This window comes from Mesorhizobium sp. ANAO-SY3R2, from assembly GCF_042466635.1.
Classification (GTDB): Bacteria; Pseudomonadota; Alphaproteobacteria; order Rhizobiales; family Rhizobiaceae; genus Aminobacter.
On record NZ_CP159952.1, the window covers coordinates 110,993 to 133,442 of the forward strand.

At 61.9% G+C, this 22,450-nt stretch carries 22 protein-coding genes; 12 read left to right on the forward strand and 10 right to left on the reverse strand.

Annotated elements, in window-relative coordinates; all coding sequences use genetic code 11:
- Positions 1 to 3: 3 nt before the first annotated feature.
- From sctR to sctU, 4 genes are read left to right on the forward strand one after another with little or no spacing between them, the layout of a single operon-like run.
- Entirely contained in the window at positions 4 to 645 is a 642-nt protein-coding gene (gene sctR / locus ABSY17_RS00895) for a type III secretion system export apparatus subunit SctR (protein WP_378940854.1), read from the forward strand.
- Between the two features lie 54 nt (positions 646 to 699).
- A complete protein-coding gene (gene sctS / locus ABSY17_RS00900) occupies positions 700 to 966 on the forward strand; it encodes a type III secretion system export apparatus subunit SctS (protein ID WP_378940856.1) in 267 nt (88 codons plus the stop codon).
- The gene (gene sctT / locus ABSY17_RS00905; protein ID WP_378940858.1) at positions 963 to 1,829 is read left to right on the forward strand and encodes a type III secretion system export apparatus subunit SctT; all 867 of its coding nucleotides are present in this window, start codon (positions 963 to 965) and stop codon (positions 1,827 to 1,829) included. The genes sctS and sctT overlap by 4 nt, the downstream gene beginning before the upstream one ends.
- Positions 1,826 to 2,953, forward strand: a complete 1,128-nt coding sequence (gene sctU, locus ABSY17_RS00910; protein WP_378940860.1) for a type III secretion system export apparatus subunit SctU — start codon at positions 1,826 to 1,828, stop codon at positions 2,951 to 2,953. The genes sctT and sctU overlap by 4 nt, the downstream gene beginning before the upstream one ends.
- A 426-nt stretch (positions 2,954 to 3,379) precedes the next feature.
- Here sctU and ABSY17_RS00915 read toward each other — a convergent pair whose 3' ends face one another.
- Complete coding sequence (locus ABSY17_RS00915) at positions 3,380 to 4,525, reverse strand: lipid II:glycine glycyltransferase FemX (protein WP_378940862.1); 1,146 nt, start codon at positions 4,523 to 4,525, stop codon at positions 3,380 to 3,382.
- A gap of 93 nt (positions 4,526 to 4,618) precedes the next feature.
- Positions 4,619 to 4,897: a polysaccharide biosynthesis C-terminal domain-containing protein gene (locus tag ABSY17_RS00920; RefSeq protein WP_378940864.1), complete on the reverse strand. Its 279-nt coding sequence runs from the start codon at positions 4,895 to 4,897 to the stop codon at positions 4,619 to 4,621.
- Positions 4,898 to 4,911: 14 nt separating this feature from the next.
- Here ABSY17_RS00920 and ABSY17_RS00925 point away from each other — a divergent pair.
- Positions 4,912 to 5,611 (forward strand): IS6 family transposase gene (locus tag ABSY17_RS00925; RefSeq protein WP_378940866.1). Its coding sequence is split into 2 segments (ribosomal slippage): positions 4,912 to 5,166 and positions 5,168 to 5,611, totalling 699 coding nucleotides; the frame shifts between segments, so codons are not numbered across the junction.
- Positions 5,612 to 5,684: 73 nt separating this feature from the next.
- Here ABSY17_RS00925 and ABSY17_RS00930 read toward each other — a convergent pair.
- On the reverse strand, positions 5,685 to 6,410 hold the full coding sequence (locus ABSY17_RS00930; RefSeq protein WP_378940868.1) for a copper homeostasis protein CutC: 726 nt from the start codon (positions 6,408 to 6,410) through the stop codon (positions 5,685 to 5,687).
- The gene (locus ABSY17_RS00935) at positions 6,403 to 7,317 is read right to left on the reverse strand and encodes an ROK family protein (RefSeq protein WP_378940870.1); all 915 of its coding nucleotides are present in this window, start codon (positions 7,315 to 7,317) and stop codon (positions 6,403 to 6,405) included. Before ABSY17_RS00935 ends, ABSY17_RS00930 begins: the two co-directional genes overlap by 8 nt.
- Positions 7,318 to 7,401: 84 nt before the next feature.
- On the opposite strand from ABSY17_RS00935, the gene ABSY17_RS00940 reads away from it, so the two are divergent.
- Positions 7,402 to 8,400 (forward strand): LacI family DNA-binding transcriptional regulator, encoded by a 999-nt coding sequence (locus tag ABSY17_RS00940; protein ID WP_378940872.1) that lies wholly within the window; start codon positions 7,402 to 7,404, stop codon positions 8,398 to 8,400.
- A gap of 273 nt (positions 8,401 to 8,673) precedes the next feature.
- On the opposite strand, the gene ABSY17_RS00945 is transcribed toward ABSY17_RS00940, so the two are convergent.
- The 5 genes from ABSY17_RS00945 to ABSY17_RS00965 are packed head-to-tail and all read right to left on the reverse strand — an operon-like array spanning position 8,674 to position 12,517.
- A complete protein-coding gene (locus tag ABSY17_RS00945) occupies positions 8,674 to 9,471 on the reverse strand; it encodes a transporter substrate-binding domain-containing protein (protein WP_378940874.1) in 798 nt (265 codons plus the stop codon).
- Positions 9,472 to 9,507: 36 nt separating this feature from the next.
- Positions 9,508 to 10,431 (reverse strand): isoaspartyl peptidase/L-asparaginase, encoded by a 924-nt coding sequence (locus ABSY17_RS00950; RefSeq protein WP_378940876.1) that lies wholly within the window; start codon positions 10,429 to 10,431, stop codon positions 9,508 to 9,510.
- An 11-nt stretch (positions 10,432 to 10,442) separates the two neighbouring features.
- Positions 10,443 to 11,174 (reverse strand): amino acid ABC transporter ATP-binding protein, encoded by a 732-nt coding sequence (locus ABSY17_RS00955; protein WP_378940878.1) that lies wholly within the window; start codon positions 11,172 to 11,174, stop codon positions 10,443 to 10,445.
- Positions 11,175 to 11,846, reverse strand: a complete 672-nt coding sequence (locus ABSY17_RS00960) for an amino acid ABC transporter permease (RefSeq protein ID WP_378940880.1) — start codon at positions 11,844 to 11,846, stop codon at positions 11,175 to 11,177.
- Positions 11,846 to 12,517: an amino acid ABC transporter permease gene (locus ABSY17_RS00965; RefSeq protein ID WP_378940882.1), complete on the reverse strand. Its 672-nt coding sequence runs from the start codon at positions 12,515 to 12,517 to the stop codon at positions 11,846 to 11,848. The genes ABSY17_RS00960 and ABSY17_RS00965 overlap by 1 nt, the downstream gene beginning before the upstream one ends.
- Positions 12,518 to 12,979: 462 nt before the next feature.
- Between ABSY17_RS00965 and ABSY17_RS00970 the strand changes: the two genes are divergently transcribed.
- Complete coding sequence (locus ABSY17_RS00970; protein WP_378940884.1) at positions 12,980 to 14,656, forward strand: arylsulfatase; 1,677 nt, start codon at positions 12,980 to 12,982, stop codon at positions 14,654 to 14,656.
- Positions 14,657 to 14,698: 42 nt separating this feature from the next.
- Here ABSY17_RS00970 and ABSY17_RS00975 read toward each other — a convergent pair whose 3' ends face one another.
- On the reverse strand, positions 14,699 to 15,244 hold the full coding sequence (locus ABSY17_RS00975; protein ID WP_378940886.1) for a helix-turn-helix domain-containing protein: 546 nt from the start codon (positions 15,242 to 15,244) through the stop codon (positions 14,699 to 14,701).
- 258 nt (positions 15,245 to 15,502) lie between these two features.
- On the opposite strand from ABSY17_RS00975, the gene ABSY17_RS00980 reads away from it, so the two are divergent.
- From ABSY17_RS00980 to ABSY17_RS01000, 5 genes are all read left to right on the forward strand, one after another.
- Entirely contained in the window at positions 15,503 to 17,245 is a 1,743-nt protein-coding gene (locus ABSY17_RS00980) for an ABC transporter substrate-binding protein (RefSeq protein ID WP_378940888.1), read from the forward strand.
- 109 nt (positions 17,246 to 17,354) lie between these two features.
- Positions 17,355 to 19,202, forward strand: coding sequence for an ABC transporter ATP-binding protein (locus ABSY17_RS00985; RefSeq protein WP_378940890.1), 1,848 nt, complete (start codon positions 17,355 to 17,357; stop codon positions 19,200 to 19,202).
- Positions 19,199 to 20,167, forward strand: a complete 969-nt coding sequence (locus tag ABSY17_RS00990; protein ID WP_378940892.1) for an ABC transporter permease — start codon at positions 19,199 to 19,201, stop codon at positions 20,165 to 20,167. The genes ABSY17_RS00985 and ABSY17_RS00990 overlap by 4 nt, the downstream gene beginning before the upstream one ends.
- Positions 20,164 to 21,117 carry an ABC transporter permease gene (locus ABSY17_RS00995; protein ID WP_378940894.1) on the forward strand — a complete coding sequence of 318 codons (954 nt, stop codon included), beginning with the start codon at positions 20,164 to 20,166 and terminating at the stop codon, positions 21,115 to 21,117. Before ABSY17_RS00990 ends, ABSY17_RS00995 begins: the two co-directional genes overlap by 4 nt.
- A gap of 9 nt (positions 21,118 to 21,126) precedes the next feature.
- On the forward strand, positions 21,127 to 22,434 hold the full coding sequence (locus ABSY17_RS01000) for an alpha/beta fold hydrolase (RefSeq protein WP_378940896.1): 1,308 nt from the start codon (positions 21,127 to 21,129) through the stop codon (positions 22,432 to 22,434).
- Positions 22,435 to 22,450: the final 16 nt, after the last annotated feature.

Consider the following 22,450-nt stretch of genomic DNA (forward strand, 5'->3'; position numbering starts at 1 on the left):
CCCATGGTCGATCCACTTAGCCTAATTTTTATTGTCGGCGCCGCTGCGTTGTTTCCTTTCATCGCTGTGGTGGCAACCAGCTTCATCAAGATTTCCGTCGTGTTCCTGCTCGTGCGCAACGCCATCGGCGTGCAGAACATCCCGCCCAACATGGCGCTCAACGCACTCGCGATCATCCTGTCCGGATACATCATGGCGCCGGTCATTGTTGCCACCTACAACATCATCTCGGCGGGCAACTTCCAGTTTGACAACACCGAGGGGCTGCGCGCCGCCTATGAAGCAGGCAAGGGACCGCTCATCGAATTCCTCGACCGCCACGCTTCGGAACGCGAGAAAGCATTCTTCTTGGAAGCTGCACGGTCGCTTTGGCCGCCTGACCTCGCCGCGACGTTGGACACGCGCAGCATTGCGGTAGTGCTTCCATCCTTCACCGTGACGCAGCTGCGCGAAGCTTTCGAGATCGGGTTCCTGCTCTATCTGCCCTTTATTGCCATCGATCTGATCATCTCCAACATCCTGCTCGCGATGGGCATGATGATGGTCAGCCCCCTGACGATTTCGCTGCCCTTCAAGTTGTTTCTGTTCGTCATGATCGATGGCTGGTCGCGGCTTATCCTCGGCCTTGTGAAGAGTTACGTGTGATGCGTGGATCGTCACACCTCGGCAGCCTTGAGAAGCTCAACCCGGGAAGTTTGCATGTCACCTGATGTCGCCCTGCAGCAGATTACCGAGTCGATGGTCCTTGTGATGGTCCTGTCGTTGCCCCCCATCCTTGTGGCGGCGGTCGTCGGTATCGCTGTGAGCCTGATCCAGGCGCTGACGCAGGTTCAGGAACAGACGGTCTCCTTTGCCATCAAGCTCATCGCTGTTGCGATCACGATAGCTGCCATGTCTGGTCTGCTCGGTAGCGAACTGGTCAATTTCACCACGAAACTGTTCAACGACTTTCCGAGCATGACGTGAGCGACATCCAGCAGGTCATCAAGCTCTATCTCGGTCTTTTTGACCGGGAAATTCTTGCGATGCTGCTGACGCTGCCGCGCATCTACGCCTTCATGGCAACATCGCAACTGATCGCACCGACGGCTGTTCCGCGCCTTGCACGCAGCGTCGTCATCCTGACATTGGCCATTGTCGCCGCACCCATCAACTACGCCCACCTCGACAGTTTCGACCGGACGATCCCATCCTACGCGCTGGTCTTCGCGAAGGAATATGCCATTGGTTTTGTCCTTGGCTACATCGTCGGCTGGATATTCTGGGCCGTCCAGTCGGCTGGCGCCTTGATCGACAACCAGCGCGGCGCGGCCATTGCCGCCTCGATCGACCCCCTGCAGGGACATGAGACCTCGCCGCTAGGCATCCTCTTCAGCCAGGCCTTCGTGACCTTTGTATTCAGCACCGGGGCGGTGCTGCCGATCATAGGCCTGCTCTACCAATCCTTCGCACTATGGCCCGCGACGCACGGCATTCCGATCATTACGGAAGAGTTCCCATTGCTGGCCCTGACGATTGCCGACCAGGCCATGCGCATCGTCATCATCATCGCCGGCCCGATCGTCGCGATCATGTTCCTGGCCGAATTCGCGCTTGCCGTTGTGAGCCGCTTTGCGCCGCAGGTCCAAGTCTTCATTCTAGCCATGCCGATCAAGAGCGCATTGGCCATTTTCATTCTGATCTTCTACTTCTCGCGGCTTCTGCCCTTTGCGACCGACCAGCTTCGGGTCTTCGAGCCGCATATGAACCGCTTTTACGAGGTGATGCGGTTTTCGTCGGGCGCCGGTACAGCACCGCCCGTTCCTATCCGCCAGGAGGGTAGCCCATGAGCGGCGGATCGTCGGGCGAGAAGACCGAACTTCCTACACCCAAGAAGGAACGCGACTCTCGCCAGAAAGGGCAGGTCGCCAAGAGCCAGGAGGTGGTTACCACCATCTCGTTGCTGTCGGTGATCGTCTATATCTGGGCGACATGGGGAATGACGAACGCCCGTTTGACGGCGCTTTTCGATGCGATGGCCAAGCTCGCGACAGGCGATTTCACAACCAACGCCCTGCCTGGCATCTACAGCGCCGCGTGGGACAGCACCGTGATCCTGCTGCCGATCCTCGGCGTAGTGATTTTCGCTGGAATCGCGGCCAATTATATACAGATCGGCAGTCTCTTCACTTTTGAAACGGTGATGCCGAAGGGCGAAAAGATCAGCCCGGCGGCCGGTTTCAAACGCATCTTTTCAATGAAGCAGGTGGTCGAGCTGCTCAAATCGGTGCTCAAGATCTCCATTCTCTCGACGCTGCTTTATTTCATCATTCGCGATTCCATTTCGCCCTACATGAACTCGCTGGCTTGCGGGGTTCCCTGCATCCTCGACATCACGGTGAGCGCCCTCAGCCAGACACTGATCTATTCCGCATTGGCCTTCATTGTCGTGGCTCTGGCCGATTTCGCCTACCAGAAGCATACGCACACCAAGAGCCTGATGATGTCAAAGGACGAGGTGAAGCGCGAATACAAGGAAAGTGAAGGCGATCCGCATATCAAGGGCAAACGCAAGCAGCTCGCACAGGAGATGGCGATGGGCGACGGCGGTTTTGCCGCGCGCAAGGGGACGGCAGTTGTCGTCAACCCGACGCATTTCGCGGTGGTCATCGACTATTCACCCGCGCGCATGCCCTTGCCCATGGTCACGGCCAAAGGCCGCAACCTGCATGCGCACTACCTGCGCACCCAGGCTGAAGAGGCGGGCGTGCCGGTCTTCAGGAATGTCACGCTGGCGCGCGCGCTTTTCGCGGATGCCGATCTTCATGAGCCGATCCCGGACGAGCTCTTTGATGCGGTGGCAGAGGTGCTCGCCTGGGTCGCCAAAAACCGCGCCACACTCTACCAGGGGCGCCTCGACCATGGCGTCATCGACATGGACGCATCGGATCACCGGCGCAGTCCATCGTCGTGACTTTGCGCCGCGGCTTGCGCATCATCTGCATCGCAGCCGCCGTCATCTTTTGGCTACGATCAATGAGTCCTGACCCTAGTTTGCGACACAGCCAGCACATCCCACAGGCGATGAACGCCTTCAACTTCCTTGCTTTGTAAGTTAAGTATGGGACAATTTTTACTTCTTCAGTGGCTGGCCGACAGCAATATTACGGTCAGTTTTTCTTACGTGCTTCGATAGACAGTCAATCCATTGGTCCATCCACCCTGGTTGGGCAAGACTGTCCAGCTTTCTGAAAGGCAGTACCACACCGCTGTTGGCGTCCCACTGGCAAGTCACGGCGATGGTGCGCGTTCCAGCCAAGCGACGAAATGTTTTTTTACCTTTCTGGCTCGTCATAAAAGCTTGCGACAGACCCGCTGGCACAGCATGCAAGATATGCGTTCACGATGAAGCATCGGCCGATTTGTCGAATTTGGCCCCGTAGCGGATTCGGCGCTTGAGGTGGCGAAGGCCAAAGATCGCATCGGCCGAAAACTGGCCCAGGGTCGACGTCCATCGGTCGTATTCGCCTTCCATGGTGACGGTCTGCCCTGCCTTGCCGACGAACCCCTTCTTGAACTGGCGTAGACCAGGCTCGTGCGCTGCCCCTCCAAGGTCGTAGCATTGGAGGCCATGCTCGTGCAGCCACTGGAATATCCACCAGTGCAACGCATATCCGGCCTTGAGCGGCAGAGCGTCGGCGGAGGTCGCGCCGAACATATAGTATGCAGTATCTCCGAACAGGCCTACCGTTGCTCCGGCCACCAGCTTATCCCCATGATAGGCAACCACCAGCTTCGGCTTGAGCTTTTCGGGCAGTTTGGCGATCAACTCTCCGGTAAGATGGACCGGCGTGGTGCTGGAAAATTGCTTTCGCTCCATCATGGACACGTATAGTGCCTGAAAGGCTGCAATCTCCTCGGGGGCCTCAGTGATGTGGACATCGAGGGAATTGGCGAGCGCCTGACGCAGATTGTAGCGCCATTTCTGCGCAAGACTCTGCCGCTGGGCATCACCATCGAGAGTCGTGTTGACGATATAGCGTTCCGCGTCCTCGAGCTTGCGCCTTTGCACGAATCCCAGATCACGCAGCCAACCGCATTCCAGCGCGTGATAATCCGGATGCGGGCGGGTGAGGACGGTCAGGCAATGACCACGAGCCACGCAATATTCTTCGACCAGGGCTGCGATCATGGCGTGGTAGATTTCCGGGTCAGCCGTCTGCCCTTGCCGTCGCCAGAACGGGCCGAAGCGAAGGAATGCGAGACCGCGTCCGATCAGCGGCAGGCTGACGAGAGCAACGCGGGCCCCGGCAACCGGTTCACCGTTGCGGCGAAGGAGAAGATGGCTGTCGCGTCCCTTCCAATGGTTGCCAGCAAAGGTGGCGGTCTGTTCGGGGTGGATGTCGGCAAAATTGCTCGCGATCTCATCCCAATCCTCATCGGCAATGTTGTCGACCTCGACGCTATAGGATTTGCAAGTCGACCTCGAAACAATGCTGTTCGGCACAATGGCGTCATCGGGATAAATATTAGTTTTCTGAAACATTGCGATGGTTCCGGAGCATCCATGATGCATATACAGCGTCTCGGCACCTTTGGCCTGACTGATTGAATTCCGGTTAACCCTTATGGCGAGACTTTATGCAGCAGGCTCGCCAAAGGAATTTAATGCCCTGATGCCGAATTTCCTTCTAATAGTGAGATAGATCATCACGGATTCCAGCACGATACAGACAGTGGGGGCGAGAGCCGCACCTATGACGCCCCATACGGGAATGGGTGCGAAGCAGAGTACAAGGCTGCAGGCGAAGGCTGTGGCATAGATCGCGGCACAGGTACGTTGCAGGCCCATCATGTTCAGGAGGTTGTGCTGCAACGTTTTGAATACCGGCACTGTGGCAAGAGGAGCCTCCGACATTGTCGGAGGATTGAATGTTCAGGGGCCGCCAGTTCGACCCGTCCGTGATCCTGCTTTGCGTGCGCTGGTACCTGGCCTACTGTCTGAGCCTACGTGATCTGGAAGCGATAATGGCCGAGCGGGGCATTGCCGTCGACCACACGACCATTCGCCGTTGGACCGTCCGTTACGCACCGCTACTGCTGGAGCGTTTCAACCGACGCAAGCGTTGCGTGACCGGCAAATGGCATATCGACGAAACCTACATCAAGGTCCGCGGCCAGTGGATGTAGCTTTACCCGCGCCATCGACAGTGTCGGCGACACAGTCGAATTCTGGTTCAGCGAGCAGCGAGACCTGCCGTCGGCCAAGCAGTTTTTCCGAAAAGCGCTGGCGCGTCATGGCAGTCCCGACCGCGTCGTCATCGACGGTAGCCAGACCAATCAGGAGGCGATCGTTTCCTGTGACACCACAAATCGCTTGCAGGATCGCTCTCGGCGCCGGCTGAAGCCGATCCGGATCCGCAAGAGTAAATACCTGAACAACCGGATCGAACAGGACCATCGGCGCATCAAGCGCCGCGTCCGGCCAATGCTCGGCTTCAAATCACCAAGATCAGCCGCGATCATCCTGTCCGGTATCGAAATGGTTCACATGATGCGCAAGCGACAGGCGAGATATGCCTTCAATCCGAATCCGTCCCTGGCCGAGCAGCTCGAAATTCTTGCCGCATAATTGACCTCGGATAGCGCCACTTTGCGCTTCCAGTCAGCCGTTGCAACAAAACCCGAAATCCAGCCCGATTGTCTCAGGCGAGCCTCGCCTTCATTGTCCGGACGATCTCTTCGTCGGTGCGCTTTGGACGCTGCGAGACGAAGCCGAGGTCCAGCGCCTTTCCTGCAGTCGCGTCAGCGGCGACGGAGCAGGACGAGTGGATCTCGCGGAAGGGCAGCTGCGCCTGGATTGCACTGAGAGTTTCGAGATTGACCCCCGACCCAGGCATCATGGCAATGCGGCTGCCGGCGTGAGCAAAACAGGCGGCAAGCGCATCGAGCCCTTTCAGCGCCGTCGTTTCGCCGCCCGAAGTCAGGATGCGCTCGAAGCCCAGTTCGACAGCGAGGTCTATGGCCGGCGCAAAGTCGGGGCCGGCGAGGTCGAAGGCGCGGTGCAGCGTCATGCCCAGCCCCTGGGCATGTGCAACCAGCCTGGCGAGCACATCACGGTCGAGGCTGCCATCGGCGCGGCTGGCGCCGAGCACGACCCCTTCGAGACCCGATGCGCGCACCGCATCAATATCGGCCAGCATCGCGGTGAGATCGGCGTCGTCATAGATGAAATCGCCGGGCCGCGAACGGATCATGGCGTAGACCGGGATCGGCGCCTTGGCCGCCAGCGCCATCAGGCCCGGCGACGGGGTCAGCCCGCCGGTCTCGAGCGCCGAGCAGAGTTCAATGCGATCGGCGCCGCCTGATATCGCCGCTGCAAGACCCTGGGGGCTGTCGACGCAGACTTCGAGCAGGATGTTGTCAGACATGGGCAAGCTCCTGATGACCAAGCGCTGCCGCGCCGATCAGGCCGGGTTCGGTGGCGAGCGCCGCCTTGACCAGAAGCGGGTTGGCGGCGCGGCGCAGCGTGCGGCCGCGTACTTCGCGGTCGAGCGCTTCGATGAAATCGGGCGCATTGGACAGGCCGCCGCCGACCGGCACGACGGACGAACCGATGATGTTGAGCGTCAGCGCCAGCGGCACGCTGACCAGTTCGAGATAGATGTCGATGGTGCGGTTGGCCTTCGCCTCGCCTTCGCGCCAGCGCTCGATGATGTCGGTGCTCGACAGCACCTCGCCGCAGAGAAACTTGTGCAGCTTTTCCATACCGCGCGCGCCACCGATGGTGTCGACGCAGCCGGACTGGCCGCAGCCGCAGGCAAAGTGCGGCACGTCGACGGGCGGCTGGCCAACGCGTGTCTGCAGCGCCTTGCCATGCCCCCACTCGCCGGCATAACCGCCGGCGCCCGCAACGATGCGGCCGTCGATGACCAGCCCGCCGCCGACGCCGGTGCCCAAGATGACGCCGAAAACGTTGCGGTGGCCCTTGCCGGCGCCGCTGGTCGCTTCCGCCAGCGCGAAGCAATCGGCATCGTTGGCGATCCAGACCGGCAGGCTGATCACTCGCGCGAGGTCATCGGCGATCAGGCGGCCGTCGACGCAAGGGATGTTGGCGCATTTCAAGCTGCCGGAGGCGGGATCGACGACGCCGGCGATGGAGATGGATACACCTTTCGAGCGCCCCTCGCCGGTCGCGACGCGCTCGGCGATGACAGCGGCGAAGGCGTCGAAATCGTCGAGCGGTGTCGCCACCCGATCGAAGATCTCGATTTCGCCGGCCGATCGGGCGCGGGCGCTTTTTATCGTTGAACCGCCAATGTCGAAGCAGGTAATCATCAAATCAGTTCCCGATTGAATTCTGCGGCGGGGCGCCCCGGCCAGGACGCCGGATTTCAAGACCGACACTTAGCAAAGGCAGCAATGGACAGTTCGCGCAAACGACGCACTTTGCCGACCATCGCCGATGTCGCCGAGCTTGCCGGCGTATCGCGCGCCATCGCCTCGCGGGCGCTGTCGAGCGAAAGCCGCCCGGTCTCTGCCGACAAGCGCGCGCGCGTGCTTGAAGCAGCAGAAAAGCTCGGCTTCAAGCCCAATCTGCTGGCGCGCAGCCTGACCACCAAGACCGTCAATCTGATCGCGGTCATCGTCAACCACATCCACGACTTCTCCGACCTCGACCTGTTCGACCTGCTGATCGGCGAAATCCAGTCGATCGGCAAGCAGGTCATCTTCCTGCGCGTCGGCTCGGTCGAGCGCATTGAAGAGTTCCTGCGCAACGGCGTCGCCTACCATGTCGATGCAGCCCTAGTGTTCTCCGACTTCGCCGACGCCGAAAGCGTGCGCAAGATGTTCCGCAGCGACGACGTGCTGATGCTCAACGGCATGCATGACGGCTCCTCGCCCTCGGTCGTGCCCGATGAGGCCATCGGCATCGCCGAAGCGGTTGCCGACGCCGCCGGCAAGGGTGTCGGCACCGCGGCGCTCGTTACAGGTCGCGTGTCCTCGCCCGTCGAACAGAGCCGCATCGCCGCCTACAAGGCCGAAATGCAGCGGCACGGCATCCGCCTCGTTGCCGAACTGCGCGGCGATTATTCCTATGCCAGCGGCCGCCAGATGGCCCAGTCGGGCGACTGGCCCGATGTCGATGCAGTGTTCTGCACGTCGGACGCCATGGCCATGGGCGTGATGGACGTTCATCGCGCAGCACTCCCGCAAAACCGGCCCGTGCGCTTCAGGCTCTACGGCTTCGACAATCTGTCTCTGACCGATTTCGAAGCCTATCCGATCTCGTCCATCGGCTACGACAAGAAGGTCTATGTCGCCGAGATCCTGCGTTTCCTCACCCGACCGGACGAATTCGCCAACGGCAAGGCCGACGTGACGGTGCCGACCTTCTTCGTGCCGCGCTCGACGTCTTAGGTATTGTCGGTGCGTCCTTCGAGGCTCGCCCGCGAAACAATTCGATCCGGTCCGAATGGTCTGCGGGCTCGCACCTCAGGATGAGGACCGTGGGCGCCACCGGCGCTATTTGGGTAGAGCGAGAAAGTTCCGTCGGTGATCAAAGACAGCCCTTACAGGATAAAGCCGGGCTGGCACCCACGGTCCTCATCCTGAAGTGCGAGCGAAGCGAGCCTCGAAGGACGCACCACCTACCCCTCCCCCGATAGGGAGAGGGGCCTGGTTGGTAGCCGCTTACCAGAGCGGGGTCAGTGCCGGCGGGTTGGCGGTTTCGCCCCACCACTTCTTGTAGTTGGTCTCGTAGGCGCCGCTCTGGATGTAGTCTGACACGAACATGTCGATCCAGCGCACGAAACCATCGTCGCCCTTGGCAACCGCAATGCCGATCGGGTCGTTGGAGTGCAGGCCCGGCAGCGTCACCAGGTTTTCGTTCTTGGTGGCGAGATAGTCGAGCAGCGAGGAGTCCTCGATGGCCGCGTCGACACGCTTCTGCTGGAGCAGCAGCACGCCTTCGGGCGAGAAGTTGTCGGTGTAGACGAGCTCTGCCTGGGGAGCCGCCTTCTTGATGAAGGTTTCGCCGGTCGAGCCGCGGCCGACGACGATCTTCTTGCCGGCGAGGCCCTCAAGCGAGGTGATGCCGGCGTCCTTCTGGACGATGATGCGCAGGCCAGCGCGGTTGTAGGGGATCGAGAAATCCACCGACTTGGCGCGTTCGAGCGTCGCCGAGGTGTTGGCAACAGCAATGTCGATCTGGCCCGAGACCAGCATCGAGATGCGGGCGTCGCCCGACACGTCGACGAACTCGACCGGCACGCCGAGCTTCTCGGCGATCATGGTCGCGACGTCGACGTCATAGCCGACGGGGTTGTTCTGGGCGTCGCGGAAGCCGATCGGCTCGCCGCCGAGCGACACGCCGATGCGGACCGTGCCGCGCTCGCGGATCTCGTCGATCTTGCCGGCCTGGGCAGCGCCCGTGGCCGCGAGGCCGATGGCAAGCGCTGCGCCCGCCAGTTTCGCAATCAGGTTCTTCATTTTCCTCTCCCTTGAGTTTTAGAATGTAGATTCGTTTCAGGATGTGAACGGTTCGGCGAAGCGGTGTTCCGGTTCCGGCAGGCTTTCGTCCCAGTACCAGTAGCGGATCTGTTCTTCGCAATTCAGGCTGACGACCTTGTGGTTGCCATGAGCGTCGAGCGCGTGGATGACGACACCGGCCAGGAAGCCCTGCTTGAGCTCAAGCAGTTCCTCGACGGCAAGCGCGATTGCCGCGTCGAGCGAATAACCTAGCCGCATGGCAAGCACGATGGTGCGCGCGGTGCCGCAGCGCATGGTCATCTCGCCGGTGTGGGTGCAGGCGGCAGCGCCAAATCGGCTGTCGGCATAGAAGCCGGCGCCGGGAATGGGCGAATCGCCGAGACGGCCGGGATATTTCCACGCCCAGCCGGAGGTCGAGGTGACGACGTTGAGGCCGGCAGCATTGTCCTTGGACAGGAACACAGTGGTGTCGCGCACCCGCTCGGGGTCGGTGATGGTGCGGCTCAACGGCGCCAGCGGAATATCGGGGAACTTCGCCAGCTCGTCCGGCGAAAGCTCCTTTTCCAACCGCTCCCACCAGACGCGCTTGCTGTCCTCGTAGAGCGTCTCGTCGATGCCAAAGCCGATCTCGGTGGCGAAGCGGCGGGCGCCGTCGCCGGTGAGCATGACATGCGGCAGGCGCTTCAGCACCTCATGGGCGAGCGCCGACACAGGCAGCGTGTCGGGAACGGCGCCGACGGCGCCCACCTCGCGGGTGGTGCCGTCCATGACGCCGGCGTCGAACTCCATGCGGCCGAGCATGTTCGGCCAGCCGCCGAAGCCGACGGAACGCACCTTCACTTCACGCTCGACCTCGCCGATGCCGGCGACCATGGCGTCGAGGCCGTGGCTGCCGCCCTTCAGAAGGTCGACGCTCTTGGAGAAGCCGGGCCAGGCCTCGGAATTGGCAAGCAGGATCATTTCGGTCTTTTTCAGTCTTTGCGCATCTTGGAGAGGAACTGGGCGACGCGCGGCAGCGCCATGCCCTTGTCGGAGAAGAAGTCTTCGGTTGGCAGGTCGGCGATCATCTGCCCCTTGTCGAGGAAGGCGATGCGCGTGGAGATGGAACGGGCGAACTCGATCTCGTGAGTGACGAAGACCATGGTCGTGCCGCCCTTGGCGAGGTTGGCCAGGATCGACAGCACCTCCGCCGTCATCTCGGGATCGAGCGCGCTGGTGACCTCGTCGAGCAGCAGATAGCTCGGCTTCATGGCGAGCGCCCGGCAGATGCCGACACGCTGGCGCTGGCCGCCCGAGAGCTGCGCCGGATAGGCGTCGGCGCGATCGGAAAGCCCGACCGAACGCAGCAATTCGCGTGCCTCGGCCTCGGCCTGCTTGCGTGGGACCTTGAGCACCTCGACTGGGGCGAGCGCGATGTTCTGCACAGCGGTCATATGCGGATAGAGGTTGAACAGCTGGAACACCGTGCCCGAGCGTTTGCGCGCTTCGGCAAGCTCGCGCGGCTGGGAGACGTCGAAGCCGTCGACCGTGATCTTGCCGGCGTCGATCTTCTCGAGCCCGTTGATGCAGCGGATGAGCGTCGACTTGCCCGAACCGGACGAGCCGAGCACCGATACGACCTCGCCCTGGCGGATCTCGAGGTCGATGCCGTTGAGGACCGTGACGGCGCCGAAGGCTTTGCGCAGGCCGGCGATGCTGATCATTTACAGACCCTTCCAGGCGGTATGGGCGCGAAGCCGCTTCTCGAAGCGGGCACCGGCATAAGCCACCAGCTTGGCGGTGAGATAGTAGAGCGCGCCGACGGCGGCCCAGACGGCGAAGGGCTTCAGCGTGCGCAGGTTGAGGATGTTGCCGACCTTGGTGAGGTCCATCACGCCGATGACCGAGATCAGCGAGGTGACCTGCAACTGGTTGACCAGGAGGCCGGTCAGCGGGCCGATGGCGAAGGCCGCCGCCTGAGGCGCGATGACCCGGCGCAGGATCTGCCAGCGGGTGAGACCAAACACACGCGCGGCCTCGATCTGGTCGCGGCCGACCGACTCGATGGCCGAAACCGCGATGACATAGATGAAGGCCGCACTGTTGCCGGACAGGGTGATGACGGCGGCTTCCGTCGGCGTGACGTTGATCTTGAGGAAGGCCGGCAGGCCGAAGAAGACCAGGAACAGTTGCACCAGCACAGGCGAGTTCTTGAGCAATTCGGCGACAAAGGCGACGAGCTGAGCCAGCACCGGCACGCGGTAGAAGCGGATCACCGCCCAGAGCGTGCCGATGACCAGGCCGATCAGCGTGGTCGACACGAACAGCGCCACAGAAACGCCGAGCCCCTGCAGCAGGAGCACGAGATCGTAGGGCGTGAAATCGCCATAGCGCATCAGACCGCCCCTTCCGCCCGGTTGCGATTGAGGTGGCGGTGCAGCAAGCCGATCAGGATCGAGACGAACCAGGTCAGCGCCGCATAGGCGACGAGCAGGACGAAATAGACTTCGAAGGGCCTGAAGGTGTTGGACGCGACGATCTTGGCCGAGCCGGTCAGTTCGTTGAGCGTGATGGTGGAGAGGATCGACGAGGTCAGGATCAGGTTGATGAACACCGAGCCCAGCGGCCGAACCGAGGCGCGAAGCGCAAGGGGCATAACGATCTTGCGGAAAATCGTGCTCTTCTTCAGTCCGCTGACCTCAGCAGCCTCGATGATTCCAGGGTCGATCGCGAGGATGCCCGAGCGAATGACGTCAGAGGAGAAGGCGCCGCCGGCGATCGACATGGCGACCACGCCAGTGGTGAAGGCATCGATGTAGATGCCGATCTCGGGCAGCCCGAAATAGAAGAAGAACAGTTGCACGATGAAGGGGATGTTGCGGAAGATGTCGACATAAACAGCCGCCAGCCGTTTGAGCAGCGGCGAGGCCGAGGTGCGTGCAGCCGCGACCAGCAGGCCGATGACGAGGCTGCCAACGACGGCAAGCAGGCAGACCTGAAAGGTCAGCCACGCCCCTTCCAGCAGGAAGGGGATATGCTTGGCGAGGATCGACAGGTCGAACTTCAAGCAGCATGCATCCAAAAAGTGAAACCGGTTTCACTCTGGAGAAGGCCAAACAGGATGTCAACGGCCACCGGGCGACGCAAAGGCAGTTTTTCACATCGCGCTGGGCGTTGGTGCTGGTTAGCGCGCAGAGAACGAACAGCCCAGAGCGCGCAGTAACTGAAGTAACTGAGATGATCCTCGCCATTGCGGCCGCCACGGGAATTGCATCCGCACAGCACAGGACGCGCGCGTATGTAAACGCGGGCGAACCCAGACCTTCCGGTCGCTGAAGGGCAATAAGCGTACGCGCGGAAAATCTGGCAATTCGCGATCTGTCTCCTTGCCGATGCACGACAGCGGCACATCTACCAGCGTTTACGACCAAGCTCACGCATCCAACCAGTCTGGCCGGCCCTGGCCGGCAGTCTTGATAGGGAGATCAGTGACATGCGACCAGCAGCAAAAACTTGCATAGCAGCCGCAATGACACTCGGCACCTCACTGCTAGGCAGCACGGCGATGGTCCACGCACAGGACCAAGCCAAGCCCAACATCCTGTTCATCATGGGTGATGACATTGGCTGGATGCAACCGAGCATCTACCATCAAGGCCTCATGGTCGGCGAAACGCCTAACATCGACCGCATCGGCCAAGAGGGTGCGAAATTCATGACCTATTACGCCGAGCAGAGCTGCACGGCTGGTCGTACCGCCTTCATCACCGGCATGCAGCCGGTGCGTGTTGGCATGGTCCTACCGGAAATTCCGGGAAGCCCGTCCTATCTTCGGACCGGCACACCGACGATCGCTCGTTTCCTGCGCGATCTTGGCTACAACACCGGCGAGTTCGGCAAGAACCATCTCGGCGACCACACGGAGTCTCTGCCGACCGCACATGGCTTTCAGGAGTTTTGGGGATATCTCTATCACCTCGATGCCATGCAGGGTGTGAGCTTCCCCGACATCAACAAGACGCCGACCAAGCAGACCCTTGCGCCGCCTTGCAAGAACACACCGGTGCCGGGGCTTACCGAAGATCCGACGGCAGTCGACCCGGCGACCACAACATGCCTGACGCCGCCGCGCCCGATGCTGTCGTGCACATCCGCCGATGGGACTGCGGCCAATCAGACATGCAAGGACGAAGGGCCGCTTACACTTGAGCGCTCCAAGACGATTGACGAGGAGATTTCAGGCAAGGTCATCGACTTCCTTGACAGGAACGATCCCGAGAAAACCAAGAAGCCGTTCTTTGTCTGGTACAACCCGGCCCGCATGCACATCACCACGGTATTACCGGACAAGTATCTGGCTATGGTCGGCGAGCCCGGCGGCAAGGACTGGGGCGTCAACGAAGCCGGCATGAAGCAGATGGACGACAACATCGGCTACGTCTTGAAGAAGCTCGAGGAGATGGGAGAACTCGACAACACCATCGTCGTCTTCACCACAGACAACGGCGCCGAGACGATCACCTTTCCCGACGGCGGCACGACTCCGTTCAAGGGCGGCAAGCTGAGCACCTGGGAAGGTGGCATGCGGGCACCGCTGGTCGTGCGCTGGCCCGGCCATATCAAACCCGGAACGGTGAAGAATGACATCTTCGCGTCGCTTGACTGGCTGCCCACCTTCGTCGACATCGCCGGCGGTCCCAAGGGCAATGAGCTGAAGGCACAGATCGAGAAGGGCGAGTATCCCGGCATCGTGAAGACCACGCTCGACGGCGTCAATCAGCGCGCCTACCTCGAAGGAAAGTCGGAAAAGTCGGCACGCGATACGTTCCTCTACTATTCCGGCAAGGAGCCGTCCGCGGTCCGCTACAAGAACTGGAAGATGTATTTCGCCATGGTGTCTGACGCGCCGGCTGGCTTCATCTCAGGCGTGCAGCCATACTCCTGGACCCAGATCGTGAACATCAAACGTGACCCGTTCGAAACCTCGATCGGCCAGCAGATCAAGACGCTGTTCGGCATGGGCGGCGCGATCGCCTCTCCGTCGACGGCTTATGTCTATGACTGGAATATGCTGCCCATCGGGCAACAGTTGTGGCTCAAGGAACTCGAGACCTACGTCAAGTTTCCACCGATGCAAAATCCTGCAAGCTATAATCTCGAGCAGGTCATGCAGCAGGTCCGGGAAATGAAGACAGGTAGCGACTGACGTGGCCAGCCGCTCTGAACCTGCCAAAGTGCTGCCAGCACCTTACGGGAAGAGCGGCTGGGTTCGTACCCAGAGTTCCGCCGTTGGCTCATTGCCCAATGTCGTGGAACGATGGGGAAGATGCGACTGGAAATGCATCGAGTCGCCTTTGTTCAGGATGTGACGCTCGCCGGCCACCTCAAGCAGCATGCTTCCCTCCAGAACGTAGACGAAATCCTCGCCTTCGTTGTGCATCAGTTCCGACACATGGCCAGGCGGACGGCGCACCAGCGTGGGGTGTAGCTTGGCGCCCGGAAAGCCCCGCCCCAGAAGTTCATAGGTTCGTCTTGCATCGCCCAAACTAAATGATTGTCGCTCGCTCTGGCGTGAAACCGCGCCGGATTGAGGCGGCGTCTTGACGAAGGCGTCGACGCTGGTGCCGAGCGCCTCGGCTATATTGCACAGAGACGATAGCGACGGCGTCGACATCTCGCGTTCGATCTGGGACAGGAAACTGATCGACAGTCCCGCGCGCTCGGACACCTGCTGCAACGTCATGTCGATGGCGCGCCGCCGCTTCCGGATTTTTTTGCCGAGAGATTCGTCCACGCCTCTATCCATCGCCGTCGGCCTTGAAGACATTTCGAAACCCATTGTGCATGTTGGACTGCCAACCGAAACAAGGGGGACTACCCGAGAATTCGATGAGCGGCCGCGATGCAAGCAGCGTCTACCGCACCTTGGCCCAGCCTGCCACATTTCGTCACTGCAAAAATTTCACCAGCCACTTCAATTTCTTTTGCATTGGTTCAATTTTTACGCAAGGATTATGAACTTGAAGCTGATGCTCAATGGGAGGAGGAGCGTATGCGCATTCATAAAGGTTTGATGTCTCTTTTGACGACGGCTGCCCTGATCGGTGCCCTTCAGGTCGGAGAGGTACAAGCGCAGGAGCCGCAAAAAGGCGGCACGCTGCGCATTCTCGCCACGGGTGAACCGGATCACATGGACCCGGCGCTCGCGGGCATGGTTCCGACGAACAATCTGATGCGTGCCATTTCCCGGCAGCTGGTCAGCTACGAGGCTTCGAACGATCCGGACGTCGCGATCAAGCCTGTCGGCGATCTGGCGACGGAGGTGCCCCAGCCTACGGACGACGGCCTCACCTACACGTTCAAGCTGCGCCAGGGCGCCATGTGGGATGCGCCGTCCGGCCCGCGCCAGATCACCTCGGCGGACGTCGAGCGTGGCTTCAAGCGGCTGTGCAACCCGCACATGCAGGCGTCGACGCTCACCTATTTCACCGCGCTCATCTCGGGGCTTTCCGAATTCTGCGACGGTTTCGCGAAGGTCGAGCCGACCGCTGACGCGATGAAGAAATTCATCGAGGAAAACGACGTCGCCGGAATTGAGACCCCGGACGATGAGACCGTGGTCATCAAGCTCAAGGAGCGGGCCGGCGATTTCATCTACATGCTGTCGTTGCCCATGCCTGCGCCGGCACCGGTCGAAATCCTCGACTATATTCCGGACAGCCCGGAATACCGCACCCACTACATCGGCAGCAGTCCCTATACGATCGGCGACTACACGCCGGACACCAGCCTCAAGCTGGTGCGCAATCCTGCCTGGAAAGCCGAGAGCGATCCGCTCCGCAAGGCCCATGTGGACGAAATCGAGATCACCATGGGTCTCCAGGCCGATGCCATCATGCAGCAGCTTCAGTCGGGCGACGCCGATCTCGCATATGACATCAATGTCCCGACCGCGATCCTGGCGACGCTTGCCGCCGCCGGCGATGAGAAGCTGACCGCCATGTCGGCAGGCAATACCAACTTCCTGTTCATCAACACCGTCTCCGACAACAACAACGGAGCGCTGAAGGACCTGCGGGTTCGGCAGGCATTGCAATATGCCATCGACAAGGCCGCGATCGTGCAGCAGTGGGGCGGCTCGACGGTCGCACAGCCCGCCACCGGCATCTTCGGCATCGGCGTGCTGGGCCACCACAAGTTCGATCTCTATCCGTCGACGGATTCGAAGGGCGATCCCGAAAAGGCCAAGGCCCTGCTCGCCGAGGCCGGGTTCCCAGACGGCATCACGCTGAAGATGCCCTATCGCAACAAGGACCTGGAAGTCGCCACCGCCGCCACGATCCAGGCAAGCATGGCGCGGGCGGGCATCAAGCTGGAACTCACTCCGGTGACCGCTGCCGACTACTATTCCAAGTTCATGACGAACCCGGTCACCACCAAGGAAGGCAAGTGGGACATCGCGCCGGTGGGCTGGACGCCGGACTGGGTTGGCGGTGCTGCGCGCTCGGTGTTCCAGCCACAGTTCACCTTCGACGGCACCCACCAGACTTACAACTACACCGACTACAACAACGCCAAGGCGAACGAGATTGCCGCGCAGGCGATCAATGCCACCACGCCCGAGGAAACCGGAAAGCTGTGGGCACAGGTCGACGAAATGGTGATGGCGGATGCGCCGGTGGTTCCGCTCATTGCCAACATGAACCCGCGCTATCGCAGTGAGGCGGTGAAGAACTATCTGCCCTACGCACTCGGCGTCGAGGGAGACTGGACGAGCATCTGGCTCGAGCGTTGAGACCATTGAGTAAAGCGGGCGCCGCGATTGCGCGGCGCCCGAACCATTTGCGCGTCGCGGCATTCCGCGACGCCTGAACCACAATGAGTTGCGGGTAGCGAGGTTTGTCTTGGTAGTCCTGGAAGCCAGGAATCTCACGGTCGATATCCCGACCGAGGATGGGGTCGTCCACGCGGTCCGCAATGTATCGTTCTCGATCCAACCGGGTTCGCTGTTCGGTATCGCCGGCGAGTCCGGGTCTGGCAAGAGCGTCATGACCCAGGCAATGATGGGGCTGCTGCCGAATGCTGATATCCGCGGCGAGGTCCGGTTCGACGGACGCAACCTGATCGGGCTGCCCGCTTCCGAAATGCGCAAGCTGCGCGGCGGCCGCATCGGCATGATTTTCCAGGACCCGCTGTCCAGCCTGCATCCCTACTATACGATCGGCTCGCAGATCGCCGAGGTCCTTCACGCGCATGAAAGAATCTCCGCCGCAGACGCGCGCGCCAAGGTGGTCGACATGTTGGGCAGGGTCGGCATTCCGTCCCCCGCCGACCGCTACGACGACTATCCGCACCAGTTCTCGGGGGGCATGCGGCAGCGTGTGATGATCGCGATGGCGCTCATCTTGAAGCCTGCGCTTATCATCGCGGACGAGCCGACGACGGCGCTGGACGTGACTGTGCAGGCGCAGATCGTGGCCTTGCTCGACGCCATGCGCCGCGATTTCGGCACCACTGTCATCCTGATCACTCACGACCTGGGCCTGCTGTCGAGCGTCGCCGACGACGTGATGGTGATGTATGCAGGGCACCGGCTGGAATGCGGAAAAGGGGCGAGCGTGTTCCGCTCGCCGGCCCATCCTTATACGGCCGGCCTGCTGCGCTCGACACCGGCAAGCTACAGGCCCGGCTCCGAACTCGCGCCGATCAAGGGGCGGCCGCCCAGCCTGCTTGCGACTCCATCGGGATGCGTGTTTGCGCCGCGTTGCACCGAGGCGCTTTCGCATTGCGCCACGCAGCTACCGCCGCTGCGCGTTTACAGCGATGGGATGGAATCTCTGTGCTGGCTGGAGAAGGGCGCGGGTGCCGCACCACCAGCCATTGCCGCTCCGGAAGTTGCCCCGCGCGCTGGTGACTCCGAGCCGGTCGCGACGGTCGAGGACGTGCACCTGACCTACCATGTCGGCAGTTTCTTCGGGCAGAAGCGCAAGCTCGACGTGCTCAAGGGCATCGACCTTGTCATCGGCAAGGGCGAGACCGTCGGGCTGGTGGGAGAGAGCGGCTGTGGCAAATCCACCCTGGCGCGGGTCATCGCCGGGCTGACGCCGGCAACCTCCGGCACCGTCAAGGTGCTCGATCGCGACATGGGTGCCCTCGACGCTTCGCAATGGCGGGAGATGCGGCGGCAGATCCAGGTCGTGTTCCAGGACCCGTTCGGGTCGCTCAATCCACGCCGCCGCGTCGGCTCCATCATCGGCGATCCATTCCGCTTGCACGGGATAGCGTCGGGAGACGAGCGCAAGCAAAAGGTGCGGCACCTGATGGAGATCGTCGGGCTCAACCCAGAGCACTACAACCGTTTCCCGTCCGAATTTTCCGGCGGCCAGCGCCAGCGCATCGGCATTGCCCGTGCCCTGGCGCTCAACCCGGCGCTGATCATTTGCGACGAGCCGGTTTCGGCGCTCGACGTGTCGATCCAGGCGCAGGTGCTCAACTTGCTGCGCCACCTGCAGCGCGAACTCGGGCTGACCTATCTTTTCATCTCGCATGACCTTTCCGTTGTGCGCCATGTCTGCGACCGCATCGCCGTGATGCAGGGCGGCAAGATCGTCGAGCTGGCCAGTGCCGAGCGCCTGTTCGCCGATCCGCAGCATCCCTATACACGCACGCTGCTGGCAGCTTCCAAGGTCCCGCTCGCGCCGCGTGGCGGCGAGGATCGGGTTCTGACCGAAACGCGGCTGGTGGCATCATGAGCGATGTTGCGGAAAACCAGGCCTTCCTGGCTACCGAGATTGTCCAGCGCGGTTCGCTGGAGCTGACGCTGCGACGGCTTCGGCGGGACCCTGCGAGCATCGCGGCACTGGGCATCATCCTCGGCGTCGTCCTGCTGGCGATCGCAGCTCCCTGGATCGCCGCCGTCACCGGCCATTCGCCGATCGAGCAGTTCCGCGACATCGGCCTCTCGCCCACCGGCATCCCGGTTGGGCCGGGCGCGGATTTCTGGCTGGGCACGGACCAGCTCGGCCGCGACGTTCTGGTCCGCCTCGCCTATGGGGCGCGGGTGTCGCTACTGGTGGGCGTTTTCGCCTCCATCCTGGCTTCGATGATCGCAGTCACCGTAGGCGTCACGGCCGGTTATTTCGGCGGCATGGTCGACATGGCCCTCAGCCGCCTGACGGACCTTGTCATGAGCGTGCCCTTCCTGCTGTGCGCGCTCGCGCTGGTGTCGGCCTTCGGCCCGAGCATGATGCTGAGTGTGTCGGTGATCGTCTTCTTCAGTTGGGCGCCAATGGCGCGCGTCATTCGCGGCCAGGTGATCTCGCTGAGCCGCCAAGATTTCGTCCAAGCCAGCCGTTCGCTGGGCGCTGGGCCGCTTTCGATCATGGTGGTCGACATCCTGCCCAACCTGACAGTGCCGATCATCGTTTACACGACCATGCAGATCCCGAACTCCATCGTCTTCGAGGCAACCCTGTCCTTTCTCGGCATGGGCATCGTGCCGCCGACGCCCAGTTGGGGCGGCATGCTGGCCGACGCCTCGTCGAACTCCCTCTACCTCGTCGCCTGGTGGATGGTTTTCGTGCCGGGCACCGCACTGCTTTTGACGACGCTCGCCTTCAACATCCTGGGCGATGGGCTGCGCGACGCCCTCGATCCGAAGAGTGCGCGCACGGCGCGCCATCTCAAGCGCAAGCAAAAGGGAGCGGCAAAGCCATGATCCGCTTCCTCGCACGTCGCATCGCCTTCGGGGCCGGTGTTCTGCTGGTGCTGTCGGCCTTTGTGTTCTTCCTGTTCTTCGTCGCCCCGGGCGATCCCGCGCGTATGATCGCGGGCGACAAGGCGACCGAGGCTCAGCTCGCGATGGTCCGCAAGAACCTGGGCGTGGACCGTCCCATCATTGTCCAGTATGGCACGTTCCTCAGCCGGGCGCTGACCGGTGACCTCGGCTTCTCCTATCGCAATCAGCAGCCGGTGGCTAAAATCATCGTGCGCCGCATTCCCGCAACGCTCTCCCTGGTTGCTGGGGCGGCCCTTCTGTGGCTTGCGATCGGCGTACCGATCGGCATCATGTCGGCGCGGCATCCGGGCAGCCTGCGCGACCGTATAGGGCAGGCATTTATCCTGACCGGGCTCAGTTTTCCGACCTTCGTGCTTGGCATGATGTCGCTCTATCTCCTCTATTTCCTGCCCAAGCAGGCGGGCCTGACCCTGTTTCCGCCAGGCGGATACAAGGCTCTGACCGGCAACCCCGCGCTATGGGCCTGGCATCTCGTCCTGCCCTGGAGCACGCTGGCGCTCACCATGGCGGCCGTCTATGCGCGGCTGACGCGGGGCCAGATGCTCGACGTGATGGGCGAGGACTATATCCGCACGGCCCGCGCCAAGGGCCTGAGCGAGCGGCGCGTGGTGTGGAAGCACGGCATGCGCGCGGCGCTCACCCCGCTTGTTACGCAACTCGGCGCCGATATCGCGCTCATGCTCGGTGGCGTGATCGTCATCGAACAGGTCTATGGCCTGCAGGGCGTTGGCGCGCTGGCCGTTCAGGCGGTGACCAATCAGGACCGCCCGATCATCATTGGCGTCGTGCTGCTCGGCGGTCTGTTCATCGTCGCCGCCAACATCGTCGTCGATCTTCTCTATGTGCTGCTCGACCCGCGTGTTCGCTGAAGGAAACCCATGATCATCTCGCAATACACGATCCCCGGAATGCACATGCGCGACCACGTGCTCACCGTGCCGCTCGACTGGTCGAACCCGTCCGGGCCGACCATAGAGGTTTTCGCCCGCGAGGTGGTTGATCCCGCGCGCAAGGATGAGGACCTGCCGCTGTTGTGCTTCCTGCAGGGTGGGCCGGGAGGCAGGTCTCCCCGGCCGACCCGCAGCGGACCGCCTTGGCTCAAGGCAGCGCTGAAGACCCATCGCGTCATATTACCGGATCAACGCGGCACCGGCCGCTCGACTCCGGTCGAAGCCGCGACCATGGCTGCCTTTGCCGATGCGGAGGCGGGTGCGGATTACCTGGCCTGCTTTCGCGCCGACTCGATCGTCGCCGACCTGGAGCACTTGCGCAAAACGGCATTCGGCGGGACGCGCTGGCAGACCCTCGGCCAGAGCTATGGCGGTTTCCTGACGCTGACCTATCTGAGCCGCGCGCCGGAGGGCCTGTCTGCCTGCTTCATCGCCGGAGGCATTCCGAGCCTGACCCCTTCGGCGGACGAGGTCTATCGCCGGACCTATCCTCGCGTCCGGGCAAAAAACGCCGGCTACTACAAGCGCTACCCTGACAACGTCGCACGGGTGGGAGCTCTGGCCGATTTCATCGCTTCGAACGATGTGCGCCTGCCCGACGGCGACCGCCTGACGGTCCGGCGCCTGCAGACGGTCGGCCTCGACTTCGGCATGGCGCACGGCTTCGAGAACATCCACTGGCTGATCGACGAGGCCTTCGCCGGATCGGGTCACGACCGCCTGTCCGATCACTTCCTGTCGAGCGTCATGGCCTTGACGTCGTATCACGGCAACCCGCTCTTCGCCGCAATACACGAGGCTATCTACGGCGATGGCGACGGGGCAACCGCCTGGTCCGCCGAGCGGTTGCGTGCGCAGTTCCCCGAATTCGCCTCCGACGCGCGGCCGCTGCTGTTCACCGGCGAGATGATCTATCCGTGGATGTTCGATGAAATTGCCTCGCTGCGGCCTTTCAAGGCCGCGGCTGAAGCATTGGCCGGTCGTCCGAGCCACAGCCGTCTCTACGAACCTGCCCGCCTTGCTTCGAACGAAGTTCCGATCGCGGCGGCCATCTATCACGACGACGTGTATGTCGATGCCGAAATGTCGCTGGCGACGGCGCGCGTGATTGGCAACCTGGATTTCTGGATCACCAACGAATTCGAGCATGACGGTATCCGCCAGTCGGGCGCCGTCTTCGAGCGCCTTGCGGCCATGGTGATGGAGAAGGGCGGCCCGCTGGCCGCCGATCGTTAGACACCGGAGGCGTGCA

Excerpts from the sequence above, each read along its gene's own strand:
- sctR (WP_378940854.1), top strand. The coding sequence starts at position 4 with ATGGTCGATCCACTTAGCCTAATTTTTATTGTCGGCGCCGCTGCGTTG.
- sctS (WP_378940856.1), top strand. The coding sequence starts at position 700 with ATGTCACCTGATGTCGCCCTGCAGCAGATTACCGAGTCGATGGTCCTT.
- sctU (WP_378940860.1), top strand. The coding sequence starts at position 1,826 with ATGAGCGGCGGATCGTCGGGCGAGAAGACCGAACTTCCTACACCCAAG.
- ABSY17_RS00915 (WP_378940862.1), bottom strand. The coding sequence starts at position 4,525 with ATGTTTCAGAAAACTAATATTTATCCCGATGACGCCATTGTGCCGAAC.
- ABSY17_RS00920 (WP_378940864.1), bottom strand. The coding sequence starts at position 4,897 with ATGTCGGAGGCTCCTCTTGCCACAGTGCCGGTATTCAAAACGTTGCAG.
- ABSY17_RS00930 (WP_378940868.1), bottom strand. The coding sequence starts at position 6,410 with ATGTCTGACAACATCCTGCTCGAAGTCTGCGTCGACAGCCCCCAGGGT.
- ABSY17_RS00935 (WP_378940870.1), bottom strand. The coding sequence starts at position 7,317 with ATGATTACCTGCTTCGACATTGGCGGTTCAACGATAAAAAGCGCCCGC.
- ABSY17_RS00940 (WP_378940872.1), top strand. The coding sequence starts at position 7,402 with ATGGACAGTTCGCGCAAACGACGCACTTTGCCGACCATCGCCGATGTC.
- ABSY17_RS00945 (WP_378940874.1), bottom strand. The coding sequence starts at position 9,471 with ATGAAGAACCTGATTGCGAAACTGGCGGGCGCAGCGCTTGCCATCGGC.
- ABSY17_RS00950 (WP_378940876.1), bottom strand. The coding sequence starts at position 10,431 with ATGATCCTGCTTGCCAATTCCGAGGCCTGGCCCGGCTTCTCCAAGAGC.
- ABSY17_RS00955 (WP_378940878.1), bottom strand. The coding sequence starts at position 11,174 with ATGATCAGCATCGCCGGCCTGCGCAAAGCCTTCGGCGCCGTCACGGTC.
- ABSY17_RS00960 (WP_378940880.1), bottom strand. The coding sequence starts at position 11,846 with ATGCGCTATGGCGATTTCACGCCCTACGATCTCGTGCTCCTGCTGCAG.
- ABSY17_RS00970 (WP_378940884.1), top strand. The coding sequence starts at position 12,980 with ATGACACTCGGCACCTCACTGCTAGGCAGCACGGCGATGGTCCACGCA.
- ABSY17_RS00980 (WP_378940888.1), top strand. The coding sequence starts at position 15,503 with ATGCGCATTCATAAAGGTTTGATGTCTCTTTTGACGACGGCTGCCCTG.
- ABSY17_RS00990 (WP_378940892.1), top strand. The coding sequence starts at position 19,199 with ATGAGCGATGTTGCGGAAAACCAGGCCTTCCTGGCTACCGAGATTGTC.
- ABSY17_RS00995 (WP_378940894.1), top strand. The coding sequence starts at position 20,164 with ATGATCCGCTTCCTCGCACGTCGCATCGCCTTCGGGGCCGGTGTTCTG.
- ABSY17_RS01000 (WP_378940896.1), top strand. The coding sequence starts at position 21,127 with ATGATCATCTCGCAATACACGATCCCCGGAATGCACATGCGCGACCAC.